This window comes from Tibeticola sp., from assembly GCF_022759015.1.
Taxonomy (GTDB): Bacteria; Pseudomonadota; Gammaproteobacteria; order Burkholderiales; family Burkholderiaceae_C; genus Tibeticola; species Tibeticola sediminis.
Genome location: NZ_JAEMQB010000087.1, coordinates 1 through 15,890 on the forward strand (window position 1 = coordinate 1; position 15,890 = coordinate 15,890).

At 68.8% G+C, this 15,890-nt stretch carries 15 protein-coding genes; 5 read left to right on the top strand and 10 right to left on the bottom strand.

The window, feature by feature from the left end; all coding sequences use genetic code 11:
- The coding region (locus JHC36_RS05350; RefSeq protein WP_287916762.1) for an acetoacetate--CoA ligase at positions 1-1,733 on the top strand (1,733 nt) is incomplete at its 5' end.
- Positions 1,734-1,792: 59 nt separating this feature from the next.
- Here the strand turns inward: JHC36_RS05350 and JHC36_RS05355 are convergent.
- The gene (locus tag JHC36_RS05355) at positions 1,793-2,692 is read right to left on the bottom strand and encodes a DMT family transporter (protein ID WP_287916765.1); all 900 of its coding nucleotides are present in this window, start codon (positions 2,690-2,692) and stop codon (positions 1,793-1,795) included.
- An 82-nt stretch (positions 2,693-2,774) separates the two neighbouring features.
- Complete coding sequence (locus tag JHC36_RS05360) at positions 2,775-3,287, bottom strand: flavin reductase family protein (RefSeq protein ID WP_287916767.1); 513 nt, start codon at positions 3,285-3,287, stop codon at positions 2,775-2,777.
- Between the two features lie 251 nt (positions 3,288-3,538).
- On the opposite strand from JHC36_RS05360, the gene JHC36_RS05365 reads away from it, so the two are divergent.
- Positions 3,539-4,522: a M14 family zinc carboxypeptidase gene (locus tag JHC36_RS05365; protein WP_353846122.1), complete on the top strand. Its 984-nt coding sequence runs from the start codon at positions 3,539-3,541 to the stop codon at positions 4,520-4,522.
- Between the two features lie 45 nt (positions 4,523-4,567).
- Here the strand turns inward: JHC36_RS05365 and JHC36_RS05370 are convergent, their stop codons facing one another.
- Positions 4,568-5,158 (bottom strand): cob(I)yrinic acid a,c-diamide adenosyltransferase, encoded by a 591-nt coding sequence (locus JHC36_RS05370; RefSeq protein WP_287916769.1) that lies wholly within the window; start codon positions 5,156-5,158, stop codon positions 4,568-4,570.
- A 149-nt stretch (positions 5,159-5,307) separates the two neighbouring features.
- Here JHC36_RS05370 and JHC36_RS05375 point away from each other — a divergent pair, with 149 nt between their 5' ends.
- Positions 5,308-6,735, top strand: coding sequence for an FAD-binding oxidoreductase (locus JHC36_RS05375; RefSeq protein ID WP_287916773.1), 1,428 nt, complete (start codon positions 5,308-5,310; stop codon positions 6,733-6,735).
- A 116-nt stretch (positions 6,736-6,851) separates the two neighbouring features.
- Here JHC36_RS05375 and JHC36_RS05380 read toward each other — a convergent pair whose 3' ends face one another.
- The 6 genes from JHC36_RS05380 to mnmG all read right to left on the bottom strand — a co-directional run bounded on the left by JHC36_RS05380 (position 6,852) and on the right by mnmG (position 12,742).
- Positions 6,852-7,826: a ParB/RepB/Spo0J family partition protein gene (locus tag JHC36_RS05380; RefSeq protein WP_287916775.1), complete on the bottom strand. Its 975-nt coding sequence runs from the start codon at positions 7,824-7,826 to the stop codon at positions 6,852-6,854.
- Positions 7,827-7,843: 17 nt separating this feature from the next.
- Positions 7,844-8,404, bottom strand: coding sequence for an RBBP9/YdeN family alpha/beta hydrolase (locus JHC36_RS05385; RefSeq protein WP_287916778.1), 561 nt, complete (start codon positions 8,402-8,404; stop codon positions 7,844-7,846).
- A 78-nt stretch (positions 8,405-8,482) separates the two neighbouring features.
- Positions 8,483-9,262: a ParA family protein gene (locus JHC36_RS05390; protein WP_287916779.1), complete on the bottom strand. Its 780-nt coding sequence runs from the start codon at positions 9,260-9,262 to the stop codon at positions 8,483-8,485.
- 33 nt (positions 9,263-9,295) lie between these two features.
- The gene (locus JHC36_RS05395) at positions 9,296-9,910 is read right to left on the bottom strand and encodes a LysE family transporter (protein WP_287916782.1); all 615 of its coding nucleotides are present in this window, start codon (positions 9,908-9,910) and stop codon (positions 9,296-9,298) included.
- Positions 9,911-9,965: 55 nt separating this feature from the next.
- A complete protein-coding gene (gene rsmG, locus JHC36_RS05400) occupies positions 9,966-10,679 on the bottom strand; it encodes a 16S rRNA (guanine(527)-N(7))-methyltransferase RsmG (protein ID WP_503006892.1) in 714 nt (237 codons plus the stop codon).
- Positions 10,676-12,742, bottom strand: a complete 2,067-nt coding sequence (gene mnmG / locus JHC36_RS05405; protein WP_287916785.1) for a tRNA uridine-5-carboxymethylaminomethyl(34) synthesis enzyme MnmG — start codon at positions 12,740-12,742, stop codon at positions 10,676-10,678. The genes rsmG and mnmG overlap by 4 nt, the downstream gene beginning before the upstream one ends.
- A gap of 278 nt (positions 12,743-13,020) precedes the next feature.
- On the opposite strand from mnmG, the gene JHC36_RS05410 reads away from it, so the two are divergent.
- A complete protein-coding gene (locus JHC36_RS05410; protein ID WP_287916788.1) occupies positions 13,021-14,322 on the top strand; it encodes a Glu/Leu/Phe/Val family dehydrogenase in 1,302 nt (433 codons plus the stop codon).
- A 113-nt stretch (positions 14,323-14,435) separates the two neighbouring features.
- Positions 14,436-14,870: a universal stress protein gene (locus JHC36_RS05415; protein ID WP_287916790.1), complete on the top strand. Its 435-nt coding sequence runs from the start codon at positions 14,436-14,438 to the stop codon at positions 14,868-14,870.
- Positions 14,871-14,891: 21 nt separating this feature from the next.
- Here JHC36_RS05415 and JHC36_RS05420 read toward each other — a convergent pair.
- Positions 14,892-15,890: YbfB/YjiJ family MFS transporter (locus JHC36_RS05420; protein ID WP_287916792.1), on the bottom strand; the 999-nt coding region annotated here is incomplete at its 5' end.

Sequence of the window (15,890 nt, forward strand, 5' to 3'; positions counted from 1 at the left end):
CGCTCGCGCTGGCCCTGCGCGAGGCGGGCGTGCAGCGCGGCGACCGCGTGGCCGCGTATTTGCCCAACGTGCCCGAGGCCATGGTGGCTTTTCTCGCCTGCGCGGCGATCGGCGCAGTCTGGAGCATCTGCGCGCCCGACATGGGTACGGCCGCGGTGCTCGACCGCTTCCGCCAGATCGAGCCGGTACTGCTGATCGGCTGCGACGGCGTGAGCTACGGCGGTCGCGACCACGACCGCCTCGGCGTGATCGCCGAGCTGCGCGCGGCCCTGCCCAGCGTGCGCCGGGTACTGCTGTGGGACAACCTCGGGACGAGCCAGAGCGCTCCTGATTTTGGAGTGCCCTGTGATGATTTCAAGCGGGCAACCGGCCGAAACGATGCCGAAACCGCAGCCTTCGAGCCCGAATGGCTGCCGTTCGACCACCCGCTGTGGATCGTCTACAGCAGCGGCACCACCGGCCTGCCCAAGCCCATCGTGCACGGCCACGGCGGCACCGTGCTGGTCGCGCTCGCGCTCAAAGTGCTGCACAACGACGTGGGCTGCAGCTATGCCGCGAACAGCTTTGGCGAGCGCTACCACTGGTACAGCTCCACCGGCTGGGTGATGTGGAACGCACAGATGAGCGGCCTCCTCAACGGCACCACCTGCGTCATTTACGACGGCAACCCCGGCGGCAGCAAGGATCGGCCCGACTGGACGACGCTGTGGCGCTTGGCCGCCGACACGGGCGTGAGCTTCTTTGGCGCGGGCGCAGCCTTCTACGCCAACTGCCTCAAGGCTGGGGTCGACCTCTCGACCTGCGGCGACCTCTCGCGCATCCGCGCGCTCGGCACCACCGGCTCGCCCTTGTCGGAGGACGCGCAGCGCTGGGGCACCGAGCAGTTCGCGGCGCTGGCCCAACGACAGCCGCGACCCGATGGCGGCGAGGTTTGGTGGTGCAACATCAGCGGCGGCACCGACTTTGCCGGCGCCTTCATCGGCGGCCACCGCGAGCTGCCGCAAACGCCCGGGCGCATGCAGTGCCGACTGCTCGGCTGCGCGGTCGAGGCCTGGAACGAGGCCGGCGAGCCCGTCATCGACGCCGTGGGCGAACTGGTCTGCACCCAGCCCATCCCCTCCATGCCGCTGTATTTCTGGGGCGACGCCGACGGCTCGCGCTACCGCGCGAGCTACTTCGAAGCCTACCCCGCTGGACACGGACGCAAACCCGGCGGCGGCGATCTCGACGCCTCCGCCGGCGCCGTCTGGCGGCACGGCGACTGGCTGCGCATCTTCCCCGACGGCTCCTGCGTCATCTACGGCCGCAGCGACGCCACCATCAACCGCCACGGCCTGCGCATGGGCACGAGCGAGATCTACAGCGCCGTCGAAGCCCTGCCCGAAGTGCTCGACTCCATGGTGGTGGACCTCGAATACCTCGGCCGGCCGAGCTTCATGCCGCTCTTCGTGGTGCTGCGCGAAGGGCTGGTGCTCGACGAAGCGCTGCGCGCGCGGATCGCCGACGCCATCCGCCGAGCGCTCTCGCCGCGCTTCGTGCCCGACGCCATCGAGCAGGTCGCCGAGATTCCGCGCACCCTCTCGGGAAAGAAGCAGGAACTGCCCATCAAGCGCCTGCTGCTCGGCCAGCCCTTGGACAAAGTCATCAACAAGGAAGCCATGGCCAACCCCGGCTGCCTGGCTTGGTATGTGGACTATGCGCAGCGATACCTGGCGCGCACGAGGGGGGATTGAGGAAACACGGAATGAGTCCCTCGCGCGCCGAACCTCACGGGAACTGATTCAGCGTTGCCCTAGACGCGCCGCCGATTCACCGCAACGATGCCCGCCGCCACCAGGACGAGCTCGGCCAGCAGGCTGGGCGTCACCGGCTCCTGCAGCCACAGCGCGCCTGTGAGCAGCGCGAACACCGGCGTGAGGAACACGAACACCGACATCTTCGTCGCCGGATAGCGCGTTAGCAGCCACATCCACGCGAGGTAGCTCGCGAACGCGCCCACGACGGTTTGCAAAGCCATCGACGTGGCGGCAAACGGGCTCCACGCCCAGCTCCAGCGCTCGCCGAGCGCAAGCGACAACAGCGGCAGGGCCAAGCCGCCCACGCCCAACTGCCACAACAGCACCCGCGGCGCGCTCGCCTGCGCGAGCCGCGTGGCGCGGATCGTCACCGTGGTCAACCCCCAAAGCAGCCCGGCGGCCAGCGCCAGCAGGTCACCGCGCCAGGTCGCTGCCGCCCCCTGCCCGGCAAAGCCCTCGCGCAGCGCCAGCAGCACGCCGGCAAACGCCAGCGCCATGCCCAACCACTGCGGCGTGCGCAGCCGCTCGCCGCGCACCCACAGCGGCAGCAAGGCTGCGACCCAGAACGGCGAGGTGTAGAGAAACACCGTCAGACGCGAAGCGGTGGTGTATTGCAAGCCCAGGTAGATGCACGCAAACTCCGCCGCGAACAAGGCGCCCGCGAGCAGCCCGGCCGCAGCCGTGCCGTCCGCCGTCCACAGCGCCCAACCGCGCGCCCGCGCCCACAAGAGCAACAGCAACGCCGCCCCCACGAGCCGCAAGCCCGCCTGAAACACCGGCGGCAATTCGGACAGCGTGGCTTTCACCAACACCTGCTGAAAGCCCCAAAACAGGCTGCAGGCCAGCAACACCGCCACCGCGGTGGCGTCGAGATGATCTTTGCGCGGTGCGGTCATGCAACGAGAATAGATGCGGATGCACGGCTCGCCCGTCGGGCAGGCGACAGCACGCGAGGGACTGGCTCAGCCTTGCCCGAAGCTACAACGGATGCTCGGTGTAGAACCGCCCGCCGTGGTAGAGCAGCGGCGAGGCGCCTGGCCGGTGGCTGCAGCGCTCGACTTCGCCGACGAAGATGACATGGTCGCCCTCGTCGTAGCGGCTGCGGTTGAAGCATTCGAAATGCGCGGCGGCACCTTCGATCAGCGGCACGCCACTGGCGCCCTCGGTCCAAGCCACGCCGGCAAAGCGGTCCACCCCGCGCGTGGCAAAGCGCTCGGCCAGCGTCTTTTGATCCGCGGCGAGCACATTGATCGCGTAGTGCGTGCCCTGCGCGAACGTGACCAAAGAACTCGCCGCGCGCGACAGGCTCCAGAGCACCAGCGGCGGCTGCAGCGAGACGGCGTTGAAGGAGTTGGCCGTCAGCCCGACGAGCGTGCCGTCGCTGCGGCGCGCAGTGACGATGGTGACGCCGGTCGCGAACATGCCCAACGCCGCACGAAACTCGGGCGTGGAAAACGCGGGGCTGCGGGCGTCGGGATGGGGCTCGGTCATGGCGGCGCGGGCGTGGACGGCCGCGAAGTATCGCGCATCGGCGCCGCCCCGGCCCGGCCTTGGGCCGATGCACCCGCTGGCCTCGCCGGCATGCGCGGCGCACCATCGGGGAAACGTATTGCGCGTTCGTTGCTTGAGAGGCTGAGAGGGAATTGGGTGCAGAGGCCGTTCACCGTTCGGGGGAGCGCTGCGCCCACGTGCCCGGCTCCGCTATCCTCGGGCGCGTCGCTGGTTGACCCGGGCCTTGCCCCATGTGTTCCTCTGCCCTTCCGGTTTCTTCGGTTCTTCGATGGCTGCTGGTGGCCTGCGGGGCGCTGGTGCTCGCGCACGCGGCCCACGCGGGCCCCGCTGCGGTTGCGGCACCCGCGACCTCGACGGCTTCGGCTGCGGGTTTGTCCGCGGGCGCCGACGTGGCGCAGCGCGGCTGTTTGGCGCTGTTGCCGCGGCTGCCGCGCGTGGAGGCCGCGATGTGCCGCACGCTCGGTCTGACGGCAGCGCCCGTGCGATCGGTGCAGGGCCGTGTGCTGCTGCAGGCGGACGCGCACACCGCCGGCACCGAGGGCGAGGCCCGCGGCGGTGCGCCCGAGCGCGGCCAGCGCGAGCCTTTGCGCGTGCTGGTGGTGGGCGCGATCCATGGCGACGAGCTCTCATCGGCCTCGGTGGCGCTGCACTGGCTGCAACTGGCCGCGCGCGAGGGCGTGCAGCTCGCACGGCCGGTGCACTGGCGCTTTCTGCCGGTGCTCAACCCCGACGGCCTGGTGGCCACGCCGCCGCGGCGCACCAATGCGCACGGGGTGGACCTCAACCGCAACTTCCCGACGCCTGGTTGGGCACGCGAGGCGCCGCGCTACTGGGAGCAGCGCACCCGCCGCGACCCGCGGCGCTGGCCTGGCCCGGCCCCGCTGTCCGAGCCCGAGAGCCGCTACCTGCACGAGCAGATGGAGCAGTTCCGACCGCATCTGATCGTGAGCATCCATGCGCCCTACGGCGTGCTCGATTTCGACGGCCCAAGTGTGCCGCCCTCGCGCCTGGGGCGGCTCTACCTCGACCAGGTGGGCATCTACCCGGGCAGCCTGGGCAACTACGGCGGCGTGCACAAGCGCGTGCCGGTGGTGACCATCGAGCTGCCCAGCGCGCTGCGCACGCCGCTGGACGCCGAGATGCGGCAGATGTGGCTCGACCTGCTGCGCTGGATGGGCGAGCGACTCACCCAGGGGCTGGGCGAGGGCTCCTGAGCGTTGCCTGAGGAGGACTTCCCCCCGGGCCCCAGCGCCAAACGGTCAGGTAGCGCTATCTTTTTTGGTCGCCGCCGCCAACCGTGCACTGTTCCAGTACACGTCGTCGCCCACGCTGCCGTCGGGGCGGTGACGATTGAGCACGCGGGCGAGGACGAACAGCAGGTCCGAGAGGCGGTTGAGGTACTGCCGCGGGGCGTCGCGCAGCGCGTCTTGCGCCCCGAGCGCCACCACCGCTCGTTCGGCGCGGCGCGCCACCGTACGGCACACATGGGCTTGCGCGGCTGCGCGCGTGCCGGCGGGCAGGATGAACTCCTCGAGCTTGGGCAAGGTGGCGTTGTGCTGGGCCAGCGCGGCGTCCAGCCCGGCCACCGCCTCGGGTTTGAGCAGTTCGAAGCCGGGAATGGACAACTCGCCGCCGAGGTTGAACAGCTCGTGCTGGATGCGCACCAGCAGCGCGCGCACGTCGTCGGGCATGGGCTCGCACAGCAAGAGGCCGATGTGCGAATTGAGTTCGTCCACATCGCCCATGGCGTGCACGCGCAGACTGTTTTTGGAGACGCGCGTGTTGTCGCCCAGGCCGGTGGTGCCGTCGTCGCCGGTGCGGGTCGCGATTTGCGTGAGGCGTTTTCCCATGGTGGTGCTCCTGGCAGGGTTCGGGCCGCGCGGTGCGTCGCGGCCCCGGGGGCGAGTATGCCGCGGCCCGTGCGACGGGCCATGCGAAGGGCCATCGACTCGCCGTAAACTGCAGCCATCGCCGCCGCAAGGCTGAACCGGAGCCCTCGATGAACGCACCCTCCACCCCCACCCATCTGCTGCCCGAAGTTCACCAACGCCCGGTGCCGCCCGCGCTGATCGAAGCGCTGCGCGCGCGCTTCGGTGCGCAGTTGTCCACCGCGCAGGCGGTGCGCGAGCAACACGGGCGCGACGAGTCGCCATTCACCAACGTGCCGCCGCCCGCGGCCGTGGTGTTTGCCGAGAGCACCGCCGACGTGGCCGACACCGTGCGGCTGGCGGCGCAGCATGAGGTGCCGGTGATTCCGTTTGGCGTGGGCTCTTCGCTCGAAGGGCATTTGCTGGCGGTGCAAGGCGGCATCAGCCTCGATGTGTCGCGCATGAACCGGGTGCTGGCGGTCAACGGTGAGGATCTCACGGTCACGGTGCAGCCGGGGGTCACGCGCAAGCAACTCAACGAGGCCATCAAAGACCTGGGCCTGTTCTTCCCGATCGACCCCGGCGCAGACGCCAGCCTCGGGGGCATGGCCGCCACGCGCGCCAGCGGCACCAACGCCGTGCGCTACGGCACCATGCGCGAGAACGTGCTCGCGCTCGAAGTCGTCACCGCCAGCGGCGAGGTCATCCGCACCGGCACGCGCGCCAAAAAAAGCAGCGCAGGCTACGACCTCACGCGCTTGTTCGTCGGCAGCGAGGGCACGCTCGGCGTCATCACCGAACTGAGCCTGCGCGTCTACCCGCTGCCCGAGGGCATCTCGGCTGCGATTTGCTCCTTCCCCACCATCGCCGACGCGGTGCAGACCACCATCGAAACCATCCAGCTCGGCGTGCCGATCGCGCGCTGCGAGCTGATCGACGCGAACACCGTGAAGATGGTAAACGCGCACAGCAAGCTCGGGCTGCGCGAGGCGCATCTGCTGCTCATGGAGTTTCACGGCTCGCCCAGCAGCGTGAAGGAACAGGCCGAAACCGTACAGGCCATCGCCCATGAAAACCACGGCCAGGACTTCGAATGGGCAAGCACGCCCGAGGAGCGCACACGGCTGTGGACGGCGCGGCACAACGCCTATTTCGCCGCGGTGCAAAGCCGCCCGGGTTGCCGCGCCATTTCCACCGACACCTGCGTGCCCATCAGCCGGCTGGCCGACTGCCTGCTCGACTCGGTGGCCGAAGCCGACGCAAGCGGCATTCCGTATTTCCTCGTCGGCCATGTGGGCGACGGCAATTTCCACTTCGGCTACCTGATCGACCCCAACAGCGCCGAGGAGCGCGCCCAAGCCGAGGCACTGAACCACCAGCTCGTGCGGCGCGCGCTCACGCTCGGCGGCACCTGCACCGGCGAGCACGGCGTCGGCCTGCACAAGATGGATTTCCTCGTCGAAGAAGCCGGCGCCGGCGCCATCGAGGTCATGCGCACCATCAAGCGCGCGCTCGACCCGAAGAACATCCTCAACCCGGGCAAGATCTTCCAGCTGTAGGAACACGCACCGCCCCTGGAAGGGCAACGACGCTCAGGCAAGGTGTATGAGTCCTGGGACGGCGCGCCCGGCCGTGGCCTCGAAAGAACTGGGCGACGCGGCTCCTCGCGGCGGACTCAGGCCGCGCGCAACCGCTCGATGAGGCCGTTGAGCTCGTCGAGCGAAGCAAAGTGCAGCACCAGTTCCCCCGCCTCGTCCACCCGGCCCGCGCGCTTGACGCGTTTCTTGATGCGTACCTCGACCTCGGCAGCGAAGTGGTCGGACAGTTCCTCTTCGACGCGCTTCAAGTCGCGCGACTTTTCCTTGCGCGCCTTCTGCGGCGCCAGCGCGAATTCGGCGCCGAGCTTCTTCACCAGCGCCTCGGCCTCGCGCACCGAGAGCGACTTGGCCACGATCTGGTTCGCGGCCGTGATCTGCGCTGCGCGCTCGAGGGCGAGCAGCGCGCGCGCATGGCCCATGTCGAGGTCGCCCGCCATCAGCATGGTCTGCACCGGTTCGGCCAGATTCAGGAGCCGCAGCAGGTTGGACGCCGCCGAGCGCGAGCGGCCCACCGCCTGCGCCGCCTGCTCGTGGGTGTAGCCAAATTCGCGGATCAGCCGCTGCAAGCCCTGCGCTTCTTCGAGCGGGTTGAGGTCCTCGCGTTGCATGTTCTCGATCAGCGCCATCGCCGCCGCGGCCTGATCGTCCACCTCGCGCACCAGCACCGGCACTTCCGCGAGCCCCGCCAGCGCTGCAGCACGGAAACGCCGCTCACCGGCGATGATTTCATACAGCGGCGTGGCGGCGTTCGCTGCATCGGCAGCGCCGCCCTGCGCGCGCCGCTGCGCAGCGTCCTCGGCGCTGAGGCGGCGCACCAGAATCGGCTGCATGATGCCCTGCGCCTTGATCGACTCGGCGAGTTCATAGAGCGCGCCCTCGTCCATGCGCGTGCGCGGCTGGTAGCGGCCGGGCACGAGCCGTTCGAGCGGCAAGCTCGCGGGCGCCGAATCGGCGGCCGGCGCGGCGGCATCGCCCCCGGGGCGCTCCTGAACGGTCGGCCCGAGCAAGGCTTCGAGCCCGCGTCCGAGCCCTTTGGGTTTTTTGGTGGCCATGGGAAATTCCTTGAAAGTCAATCGGGTGCTGATGCCGCAGCCCCGCGCAGCGCCTGCAACAAGGCGAGGCCTTCGGGCCAGTCGGCCAGGCCCGAGTCGGCGTTGAGGTGGCCGCGCGCGCCGGCGATGAAAAGGCCGCTGCCCCAGACCAGCGCCAGCGCCGCGGCGTGTTCGGCCGAGCCATAGGGGTCATCGGTGCTGGCCACAACGGTGGACGGAAATGGCAGCCGCGTGCGGGCAATCGGCGCCCAGCCGGGGATCTGCGCCCGCAGGTCCTCGCGCTCCACCTCGGGCGGCGCAACCAGCAGCGCGCCGCGCACGCGGTCGGTGTGGCGCGAGTGCGCGGCCCACCAGGCGACCAGGATGCAGCCCAGGCTGTGCGCGGCCAGCACCACGGGCTCGCGCTGCTCGAGCAGCACCTCGTCGAGCCGCGCGCTCCAGTCGCCGCGCAGCGGGCGCAGCCAGTCGTGCTGCTCCACGCGGGTGAAGCCGTACAGCGCCTCCCAGCGGCTTTGCCAGTGGTCTGGGCCGCTGCCGAGCCAGCCGGGCAGGGTCAGCACGGGGGCGAGCGGGCTCATCGACCACCCCGTGCGTTCACTTTTTGATAGCGCAATCTGACCATTTGGCGCTGGGGTTCCGGCGAAAAGCTTTGAAACCTACTGAAAATCGGGCCGCTGCGCGCGCGCGACCATCTCGCGGGCGAACTCGACGAAGGCCAGGCTGCCACGGGCCGAGGGGTCGAACACCACGCCCGGCAGGCCGTAGCTCGGCGCCTCGGCCAGGCGCACGTTGCGCGGAATCACGGTGTCGAACACCTTGGCGCCGAAATGCGCCTTGAGTTGTTCGCTGACCTGTTGTTGCAAGGTGATGCGCGGGTCGAACATGACGCGCAGCAGACCGATGATCTTCAGTTCCGGGTTCAGGTTCGCATGCACCTGCTTGATGGTGTTGACGAGGTCGGTCAAGCCTTCGAGCGCGAAGTATTCGCACTGCATGGGCACGATCACGCCGTGCGCGGCGCACAAACCGTTGAGGGTGAGCAGGCTCAGGCTCGGCGGGCAGTCGACCAGCACGAAATCATAGTCCGCATCGACGGCGGCGAGCGCCGCTTTGAGGCGCTTCTCGCGCTGGGGCAACCCGACGAGCTCGACCTCCGCGCCACTGAGTTCACGGTTCGCGCCCAACACGGCGTAGCCTGCGCGCTCGGCGGCCACGGCGGCCTCGCGGACCTCGGCGGCCCCGAGCAACACGTCATAGACGCTCAGACGCAATTCCCGCTTATCGACGCCCGAGCCCATGGTGGCGTTGCCCTGCGGGTCGAGGTCGACCATGAGCACGCGCTGGCCGACCTTGGCCAGCCCCGCCGCCAGGTTCACGGTGGTGGTGGTCTTGCCGACCCCGCCTTTTTGGTTGGCTACACAGAAAATCCGCGCCACGCGACCCTCCCCCTCTGTTGCGCCCGTCGGGCTTTACTTCGACAAGGCCAGCTTCACGCCAAAGCCGATCAGGAACACCCCGGCGATCTTCTCGAGCGTGCGCCCAATCACCGGCATCGCGCGCAGCCGCGCGGCCAAAACATGCGCGAGCAGCACGACGACGGCGCCGTAGACGAAGGTCAACCCTGCAATGGTGGCGGCCATGACGCCAAAGGTCAGCAGCCCCTGATGATGCGCGGGGTCGACGAACAAAGGGAAGAAAGCCATGTAGAACACGATGGCCTTGGGGTTGAGCAGCGTGATGGCCACCGCCTGCCGGAAATAGTGGTGCGGCTCGATGTGCAGCACGGGCTTGGCGCCGGGCTTGGCCATGAGCATCTTCCAGCCCAACCAGGCCAGATACGCCGCGCCCAGCCACTGCACCGCCGCAAACGCCACCGGCCAGGCCGCCAGCAGCGCGGCCACGCCGGCCACCGCCATCCACATCAGCACCTGGTCGCCGGCGATGACGCCCAAAGTCGCCGCCAGCCCACCGCGCACGCCGCCCTTGGCGGTCGAGGTGATGAGCGCAAGATTGCCCGGCCCCGGAATCGCCAGGAACAACACAACCGCGGCAACGAAGGCGCCGTAATCCGCAATGCCGAACATGCTGGGGACTTTCCAAAGAGCGGCCGCCGGGGTCGGTTCGGCCAGGGCACCGAGTTTACGTGAGTGCGGCGTCGTGCAGTGAGGCGGGCCGCATCCAAACGATGCAACGCTCGGCGTCCAGGCCCGGCACGGTGAGACGTTCCACGTGAAACACCGACACCTCGGGCGGCAGCGCGGCGATCTCGTCGTTGGGCACGCGCCCCTTCATCGCCATCCAAAAGCCCCCTTCGGCCAAGGCCGCCCGCGACCAGCGCGTGAAGTCGGAGAGCGACGCAAACGCGCGCGAGGTCACCACGTCATACGCCTGGCCGCGCGCGGCGGACAGCGTCTCGACCCGTGCATGCAGGCCCCGCAGGTTCGGCAAGCGCAAGGCCACCGCCGCCTGTTGGATGAAAGCCGCCTTCTTCGCCACCGTGTCCACACAACTCACCTCGAGCTCAGGCGCGCACAAGGCCAGCACGACGCCCGGCAGGCCGGCTCCCGAGCCCACATCGAGCACCCGCCGCGGCCCCGCCAGACCCTGCGCCTGAAGCTGCCGCCGCAAGGGCCCGACGACCGCCAGGCTGTCGAGCACATGGTGGGTCAGCATTTCGGCCGGTTCGCGCACCGCCGTGAGGTTGTAGACCCGGTTCCACTTGGCGATCAGCTCGAGGTAATCCAGCAAGGCCTCGAGCTGCGCCTCGGTCAGCGCCCAGCCCAGCGCCTCGGCGCCTGCGCGCAAAGGCCCGCGCAGCGCGGCGACCGCCTGGGTGCGAGGCGTCGCCGTCACGAGGCCGCCACCCCGGGCACGGCCGCGGGCTCAGCCGCATCCTGCGCCAAATCCACCGGCGAAGCCACCTTCGGCCCGCGCACACCGCCAAAGTCCTTGTAGCCCTTTTTCTTCAAATGGATCAGCAACAACGAGATGGCTGCCGGGGTCATGCCCGAGATGCGCGCGGCCTGACCCAGCGTTTCCGGGCGGTGTTTTTGCAGCTTTTGCCGCACCTCGATCGACAGCGCGCTGACCTGGGTGTAGTCCAGGTCTTCGGGCAGGCGCAAAGACTCGTGGCCCGCCGCCCGCTCCACCTCGTCCTTCTGCCGCTCGATGTAGCCCGCGTATTTGGCCGCGATCTCCAACTGCTCGACCACGGCCGCGTAAAGCTCGCCCAGTGTTTCACGTGAAACCAGCGGGCGCCCATCCGCATCGTCGGGCTGCGGCGCCGGCGCCCAACGCCCCCCTTCGAGACCCATCAGTTCGGCATAGCCCACACCCGGGCGGCGCAGCAATTCGAACAAGGGGTATTCGCGCTCGATGGGTTTGCCCAACACCCGCTCGGCCTCCGCGGCGCTGAGGATGCGCGGGTTCACCCAGGTCGACTTGAGGCGCTCGGTTTCACGTGAAACCGCATCGCGCTTGCGGCAGAACGCCTCCCAGCGCGCGTCGTCGACGAGGCCCAGACGCCGGCCGGTCTCAGTCAGACGCAGGTCGGCATTGTCCTCGCGCAGTTGTAGGCGAAACTCCGCGCGGCTGGTGAACATGCGGTAGGGCTCGGTCACACCCTGCGTGACCAGGTCGTCGACCAGCACACCGAGATACGCCTCGTCGCGCGCCGGCACCCAGGGCGCTTCACCCCGGACCTGAAGCGCCGCGTTGATGCCGGCGTACAAGCCCTGGGCCGCGGCCTCCTCATAGCCCGTCGTGCCGTTGATCTGGCCGGCGAAGAACAGACCCGAAATCGCTTTGGTTTCGAAGCTGCGCTTGAGCCCGCGCGGATCGAAGTAGTCGTACTCGATCGCGTAGCCGGGCCGCAGGATGTGGGCGTGCTCCAGCCCCGGCAGGCTGCGAACCATCGCATACTGGATGTCGAAGGGCAGACTGGTGGAAATGCCGTTGGGATAGAACTCGTGGGTGCTCAGCCCCTCGGGCTCGAGGAAGATCTGGTGGCTGTCCTTGCCCGCAAAGCGGTTGATCTTGTCTTCGACGCTCGGGCAATAGCGCGGCCCCACGCCTTCGATCTTGCCGGTGAACATGGGGCTGCGGTCGAAGCCCGAGCGGATGATGTCGTGCGTGCGCTCGTTGGTGTGCGTGATCCAGCACGGCAGTTGCCGCGGGTGCATGTCCGGCCGGCCCATGAAACTGAACACCGGCACCGGCCCGGGCAGGCCACCGGGCATGCCGTCACCCGGCTGCTCCGTGCACTTGGAGAAATCGATGGTGCGGCCGTCGATGCGCGGCGGCGTGCCGGTCTTGAGCCGGCCCTGCGGCAGCTTGAGCTCCTTGAGGCGCGCGGAGAGCGACACCGCCGGCGGGTCGCCCGCGCGGCCCGCGGCGTAGTGCTGCAGCCCCACATGAATCTTGCCGTCGAGAAAAGTCCCCGCCGTCAGCACCACCGCACGCGCCCGAAAACGGATGCCGATTTGCGTGACCGCGCCCGTCACCCGCGCCCCATCCCCATCGCCCTCGACCATCAGGTCGTCGACCGCCTGCTGGAACAGCCACAGGTTCGGCTGGTTCTCGAGCCGCCGCCGGATCGCCGCCTTGTAGAGCACGCGGTCGGCCTGCGCACGCGTGGCCCGGACCGCCGGGCCTTTGGAGCTGTTGAGGATGCGGAACTGAATGCCCGCCTCGTCGGTGGCCAGCGCCATCGCGCCGCCAAGCGCATCCACCTCCTTGACCAAATGCCCCTTGCCGATGCCGCCGATGCTGGGGTTGCAGCTCATCTGCCCGAGCGTCTCGATGTTGTGCGTGAGCAGCAGCGTGCGGCAACCCATGCGCGCGCTGGCCAGCGCCGCTTCCGTGCCGGCATGGCCGCCGCCGACGACGATGACGTCGAATTCTTCGGGATAAAGCATGTCGAGCACCAAGGGAGAGGGGGGCTGACGCGGCAGCAAGATGGCGCACGCCCTGCCGGATGAGGGGCGCCAATTTTATCGGTTCGCCGGCGTTTGGGGGAACTGTTGGGGAGGGAAAGCTGAAGAGGGAAGGGCCATTGGGCGCGCGCTAAGCACCCCGGGGGAAACCCGCAGGCCCGATTTTTGCGGTCCGAAGCGGATTAAGCTTGCTCGGCGCGACCCGCGCCGAGCGCGCGCACACCCGCGCGAACCCTTCATCCCAAAAGGAAACCCATCGCATGTCACAAGCAGCATCCCACACCCCCGCGCACGCCCTGCCCTCGTATCTGCACAGCGACCGGCTCGGTCCCTGGGGCATCTACCTGCAACAAATCGACCGCGTCACCCCCTACCTCGGCCATCTCGCCCGCTGGGTGGAAACACTCAAGCGGCCCAAGCGCGCGCTGATCGTCGACGTCCCGATCCACCTCGACAACGGCACCGTCGCCCACTTTGAAGGCTACCGGGTGCAGCACAACACCAGCCGCGGGCCCGGCAAAGGGGGCGTGCGCTTCCACCAGGACGTCACCTTGTCCGAAGTCATGGCCCTGGCGGCCTGGATGTCGATCAAGAACGCTGCCGTCAACGTGCCCTTCGGCGGCGCCAAGGGCGGGGTGCGGGTCGACCCCAAGAGCCTCTCCCTCGGCGAGCTCGAACGCGTCACGCGCCGCTACACCAGTGAAATCGGCATCATCATCGGCCCGAGCAAGGACATTCCAGCGCCCGACGTCAACACCAACGAACAAGTCATGGCCTGGATGATGGACACGTACTCGATGAACGAGGGCACGACGGCGACCGGCGTCGTGACCGGCAAACCCATCGACCTCGGCGGCTCCCTCGGGCGCCGCGAAGCGACCGGTCGTGGCGTCTACACGGTGGGCGTCGAGGCCGCCCGCCACCTGGGCCTCGAAGTGGCCGGCGCACGGGTGGCCGTGCAGGGCTTTGGCAACGTGGGCAGCATCGCAGCCAAGCTCTTTGCCGAGGCGGGCGCCCGCGTCGTGGCGGTGCAAGACCACACCGGGACGCTGTACCGCGAGTCGGGCATCGACATCCCCGCGTTGATGTTCCACGTGAAACAGCACGGCAGCATTGCCGGCTATGCCGAGGCCGAGCCGCTGCCGTCGGACGCGTTCTGGGACGTGCCCTGCGACATCCTCATCCCCGCCGCGCTCGAAGGCCAGATCACCGCCGCGAACGCCGCGCGGATTTCCGCCCGCCTCGTCATCGAAGGAGCCAACGGACCGACCACACCCGAAGCCGACGACATCCTCGCCGAGCGCGGCACCCTCGTCGTGCCCGACGTCATCGCCAACGCCGGCGGCGTGACCGTGAGTTACTTCGAGTGGGTGCAGGACTTCTCCAGCTTTTTCTGGACCGAGGATGAAATCAACGCACGCCTGGTGCGCATCATGAAAGAGGCCTTCGGCGCCGTGTGGTCGGTGGCCCAAGACAAAAAAGTCAGCCTGCGCACCGCCACCTTCATCGTGGCCTGCACCCGCATCCTCCGTGCGCGAGAGATGCGCGGCCTGTACCCCTGACCCGGACGGAAAATTGAGCCGCGTCAAGTCTGCCGCCCGCCACCCCGGCACAATGCCCCCACGCGCGGCGGCGCCATCCGGCCCGCCGCCCTTCCCCTGAAAGGACCCTGACCATGTTCAAACACATCCTGCTGGCCACCGACGGCTCCGAAGCTGCCAGCCACGCCGCCCACCGCGCGGTTGAGCTTGCCCGGATCCACGGCGCCCAACTCACCGCCGTCTTTGTCGTCGACCCCTATCCCTACCTCGGCATCGGCGAAGTCAACCCCATGGGTTTTCAGGCCTATCTTGCCGCAGCGCAGGAAACGGCCACCCGGGCCTTCAATGAAATTGCCGATCTCGCCGAAAAAGCCGGTGTGCAGCTCAAGACCTTGCTCGTCGAAGACGCGCATGTCGCCGCCGGCATCCTCAAAGCCGCCGAGGACGTCGGCGCCGACTTGATCGTCGTGGGCTCGCACGGCCGCAGCCGGCTCGAAAAACTCATGCTCGGCAGCGTCGCCCGCAGAATTGTGGATCAGGCCACGCGCCCGGTGCTCGTCGTGCGCTGAAGTCCGGGGTTTCTCACGCTCTCAGACCCGAGCCAAGGGACGCTGGCGCGTCGCCAGCAAGGCACCCAGCCACAGCGCGCCCGCAGAAAATCCCAGCCCACGCGCCAGCCCGCCGGGCCCGTCGGCGATCCAGCCGACGATGGTCGGCCCCACGATCTGGCCGGCCGCGAACACGATGGTGAACGCGCTGATGCCGCCTGCCCACTGCGCAGGCGGCAGGTTGTGCCGCACGAAAGCGGTCGTCGACGCCACGACCGAGAGAAACACCGAACCAAACAGCAGTCCCGAGGCCAGCACCACCGGCCAGGCCCCGGTGAACACCGGCAAGACCGTCGCCAGACCCAAGAGCGCATTGAGGAGTGCGAGCGCACCGCCGCCGCGGGCACGGTCGAGCAGACCCGCCCAAATACGCGAAGACGCCATCACCGCGACCCCGAGCAGCGCGTAAAACAGCGTCACCTCGCCCCCGCTGGCACCGCGCTCGCGCAGCAGCGCAATCACGAAGGTCATGTAGCCGATGTAGCCCACGCCAAACAGGCTGTAGCCAGCGAGCGCCGCCGCAAAGTGCCGCCAGGCCATACGCCCTGCCCGCCTGTTTGCGTCCTCAGCAGAACCGGGCCGGCTGGAATCGGCCTTAGGTTGCTCCTGATCGTGTAGCGCTTTGGCCGGCCATCGCAGCCCCACCGTCGCGGCCGCACACACGAGCGCGAGCGCCCACCAGGCCCAGGCCCAAGCGTGCGGCTGCGCCCGCACCGCGTCGAGGACCAGCGGCACCAGCAGCGCCGAAGCCACGATGCCCAAACCCGTGCCGCCGTAGTACAGGCCGAGCAACAAGCCCGCGCGCCGCGGCTGCAACGAGCCGAGCCGCGCCGCCAGCACGCCCCCAGCGATGAACACGAACGCGCTGGCCACGCCGGCGAGCAGCCGCTGCACCAGCAGCAGCGTCGCATAGGTGAAGAAGCCGCTCAGCCCCATGAAGACGCTCGCCGCCACCGAGCACCAGAGCAGCAACGCCGCCGC

Excerpts from the sequence above, each read along its gene's own strand:
- JHC36_RS05415 (WP_287916790.1), top strand. The coding sequence starts at position 14,436 with ATGTTCAAACACATCCTGCTGGCCACCGACGGCTCCGAAGCTGCCAGC.
- JHC36_RS05370 (WP_287916769.1), bottom strand. The coding sequence starts at position 5,158 with ATGGGAAAACGCCTCACGCAAATCGCGACCCGCACCGGCGACGACGGC.
- JHC36_RS05410 (WP_287916788.1), top strand. The coding sequence starts at position 13,021 with ATGTCACAAGCAGCATCCCACACCCCCGCGCACGCCCTGCCCTCGTAT.
- JHC36_RS05395 (WP_287916782.1), bottom strand. The coding sequence starts at position 9,910 with ATGTTCGGCATTGCGGATTACGGCGCCTTCGTTGCCGCGGTTGTGTTG.
- JHC36_RS05365 (WP_353846122.1), top strand. The coding sequence starts at position 3,539 with ATGTGTTCCTCTGCCCTTCCGGTTTCTTCGGTTCTTCGATGGCTGCTG.
- mnmG (WP_287916785.1), bottom strand. The coding sequence starts at position 12,742 with ATGCTTTATCCCGAAGAATTCGACGTCATCGTCGTCGGCGGCGGCCAT.
- JHC36_RS05385 (WP_287916778.1), bottom strand. The coding sequence starts at position 8,404 with ATGAGCCCGCTCGCCCCCGTGCTGACCCTGCCCGGCTGGCTCGGCAGC.
- JHC36_RS05380 (WP_287916775.1), bottom strand. The coding sequence starts at position 7,826 with ATGGCCACCAAAAAACCCAAAGGGCTCGGACGCGGGCTCGAAGCCTTG.
- JHC36_RS05355 (WP_287916765.1), bottom strand. The coding sequence starts at position 2,692 with ATGACCGCACCGCGCAAAGATCATCTCGACGCCACCGCGGTGGCGGTG.
- JHC36_RS05360 (WP_287916767.1), bottom strand. The coding sequence starts at position 3,287 with ATGACCGAGCCCCATCCCGACGCCCGCAGCCCCGCGTTTTCCACGCCC.
- JHC36_RS05375 (WP_287916773.1), top strand. The coding sequence starts at position 5,308 with ATGAACGCACCCTCCACCCCCACCCATCTGCTGCCCGAAGTTCACCAA.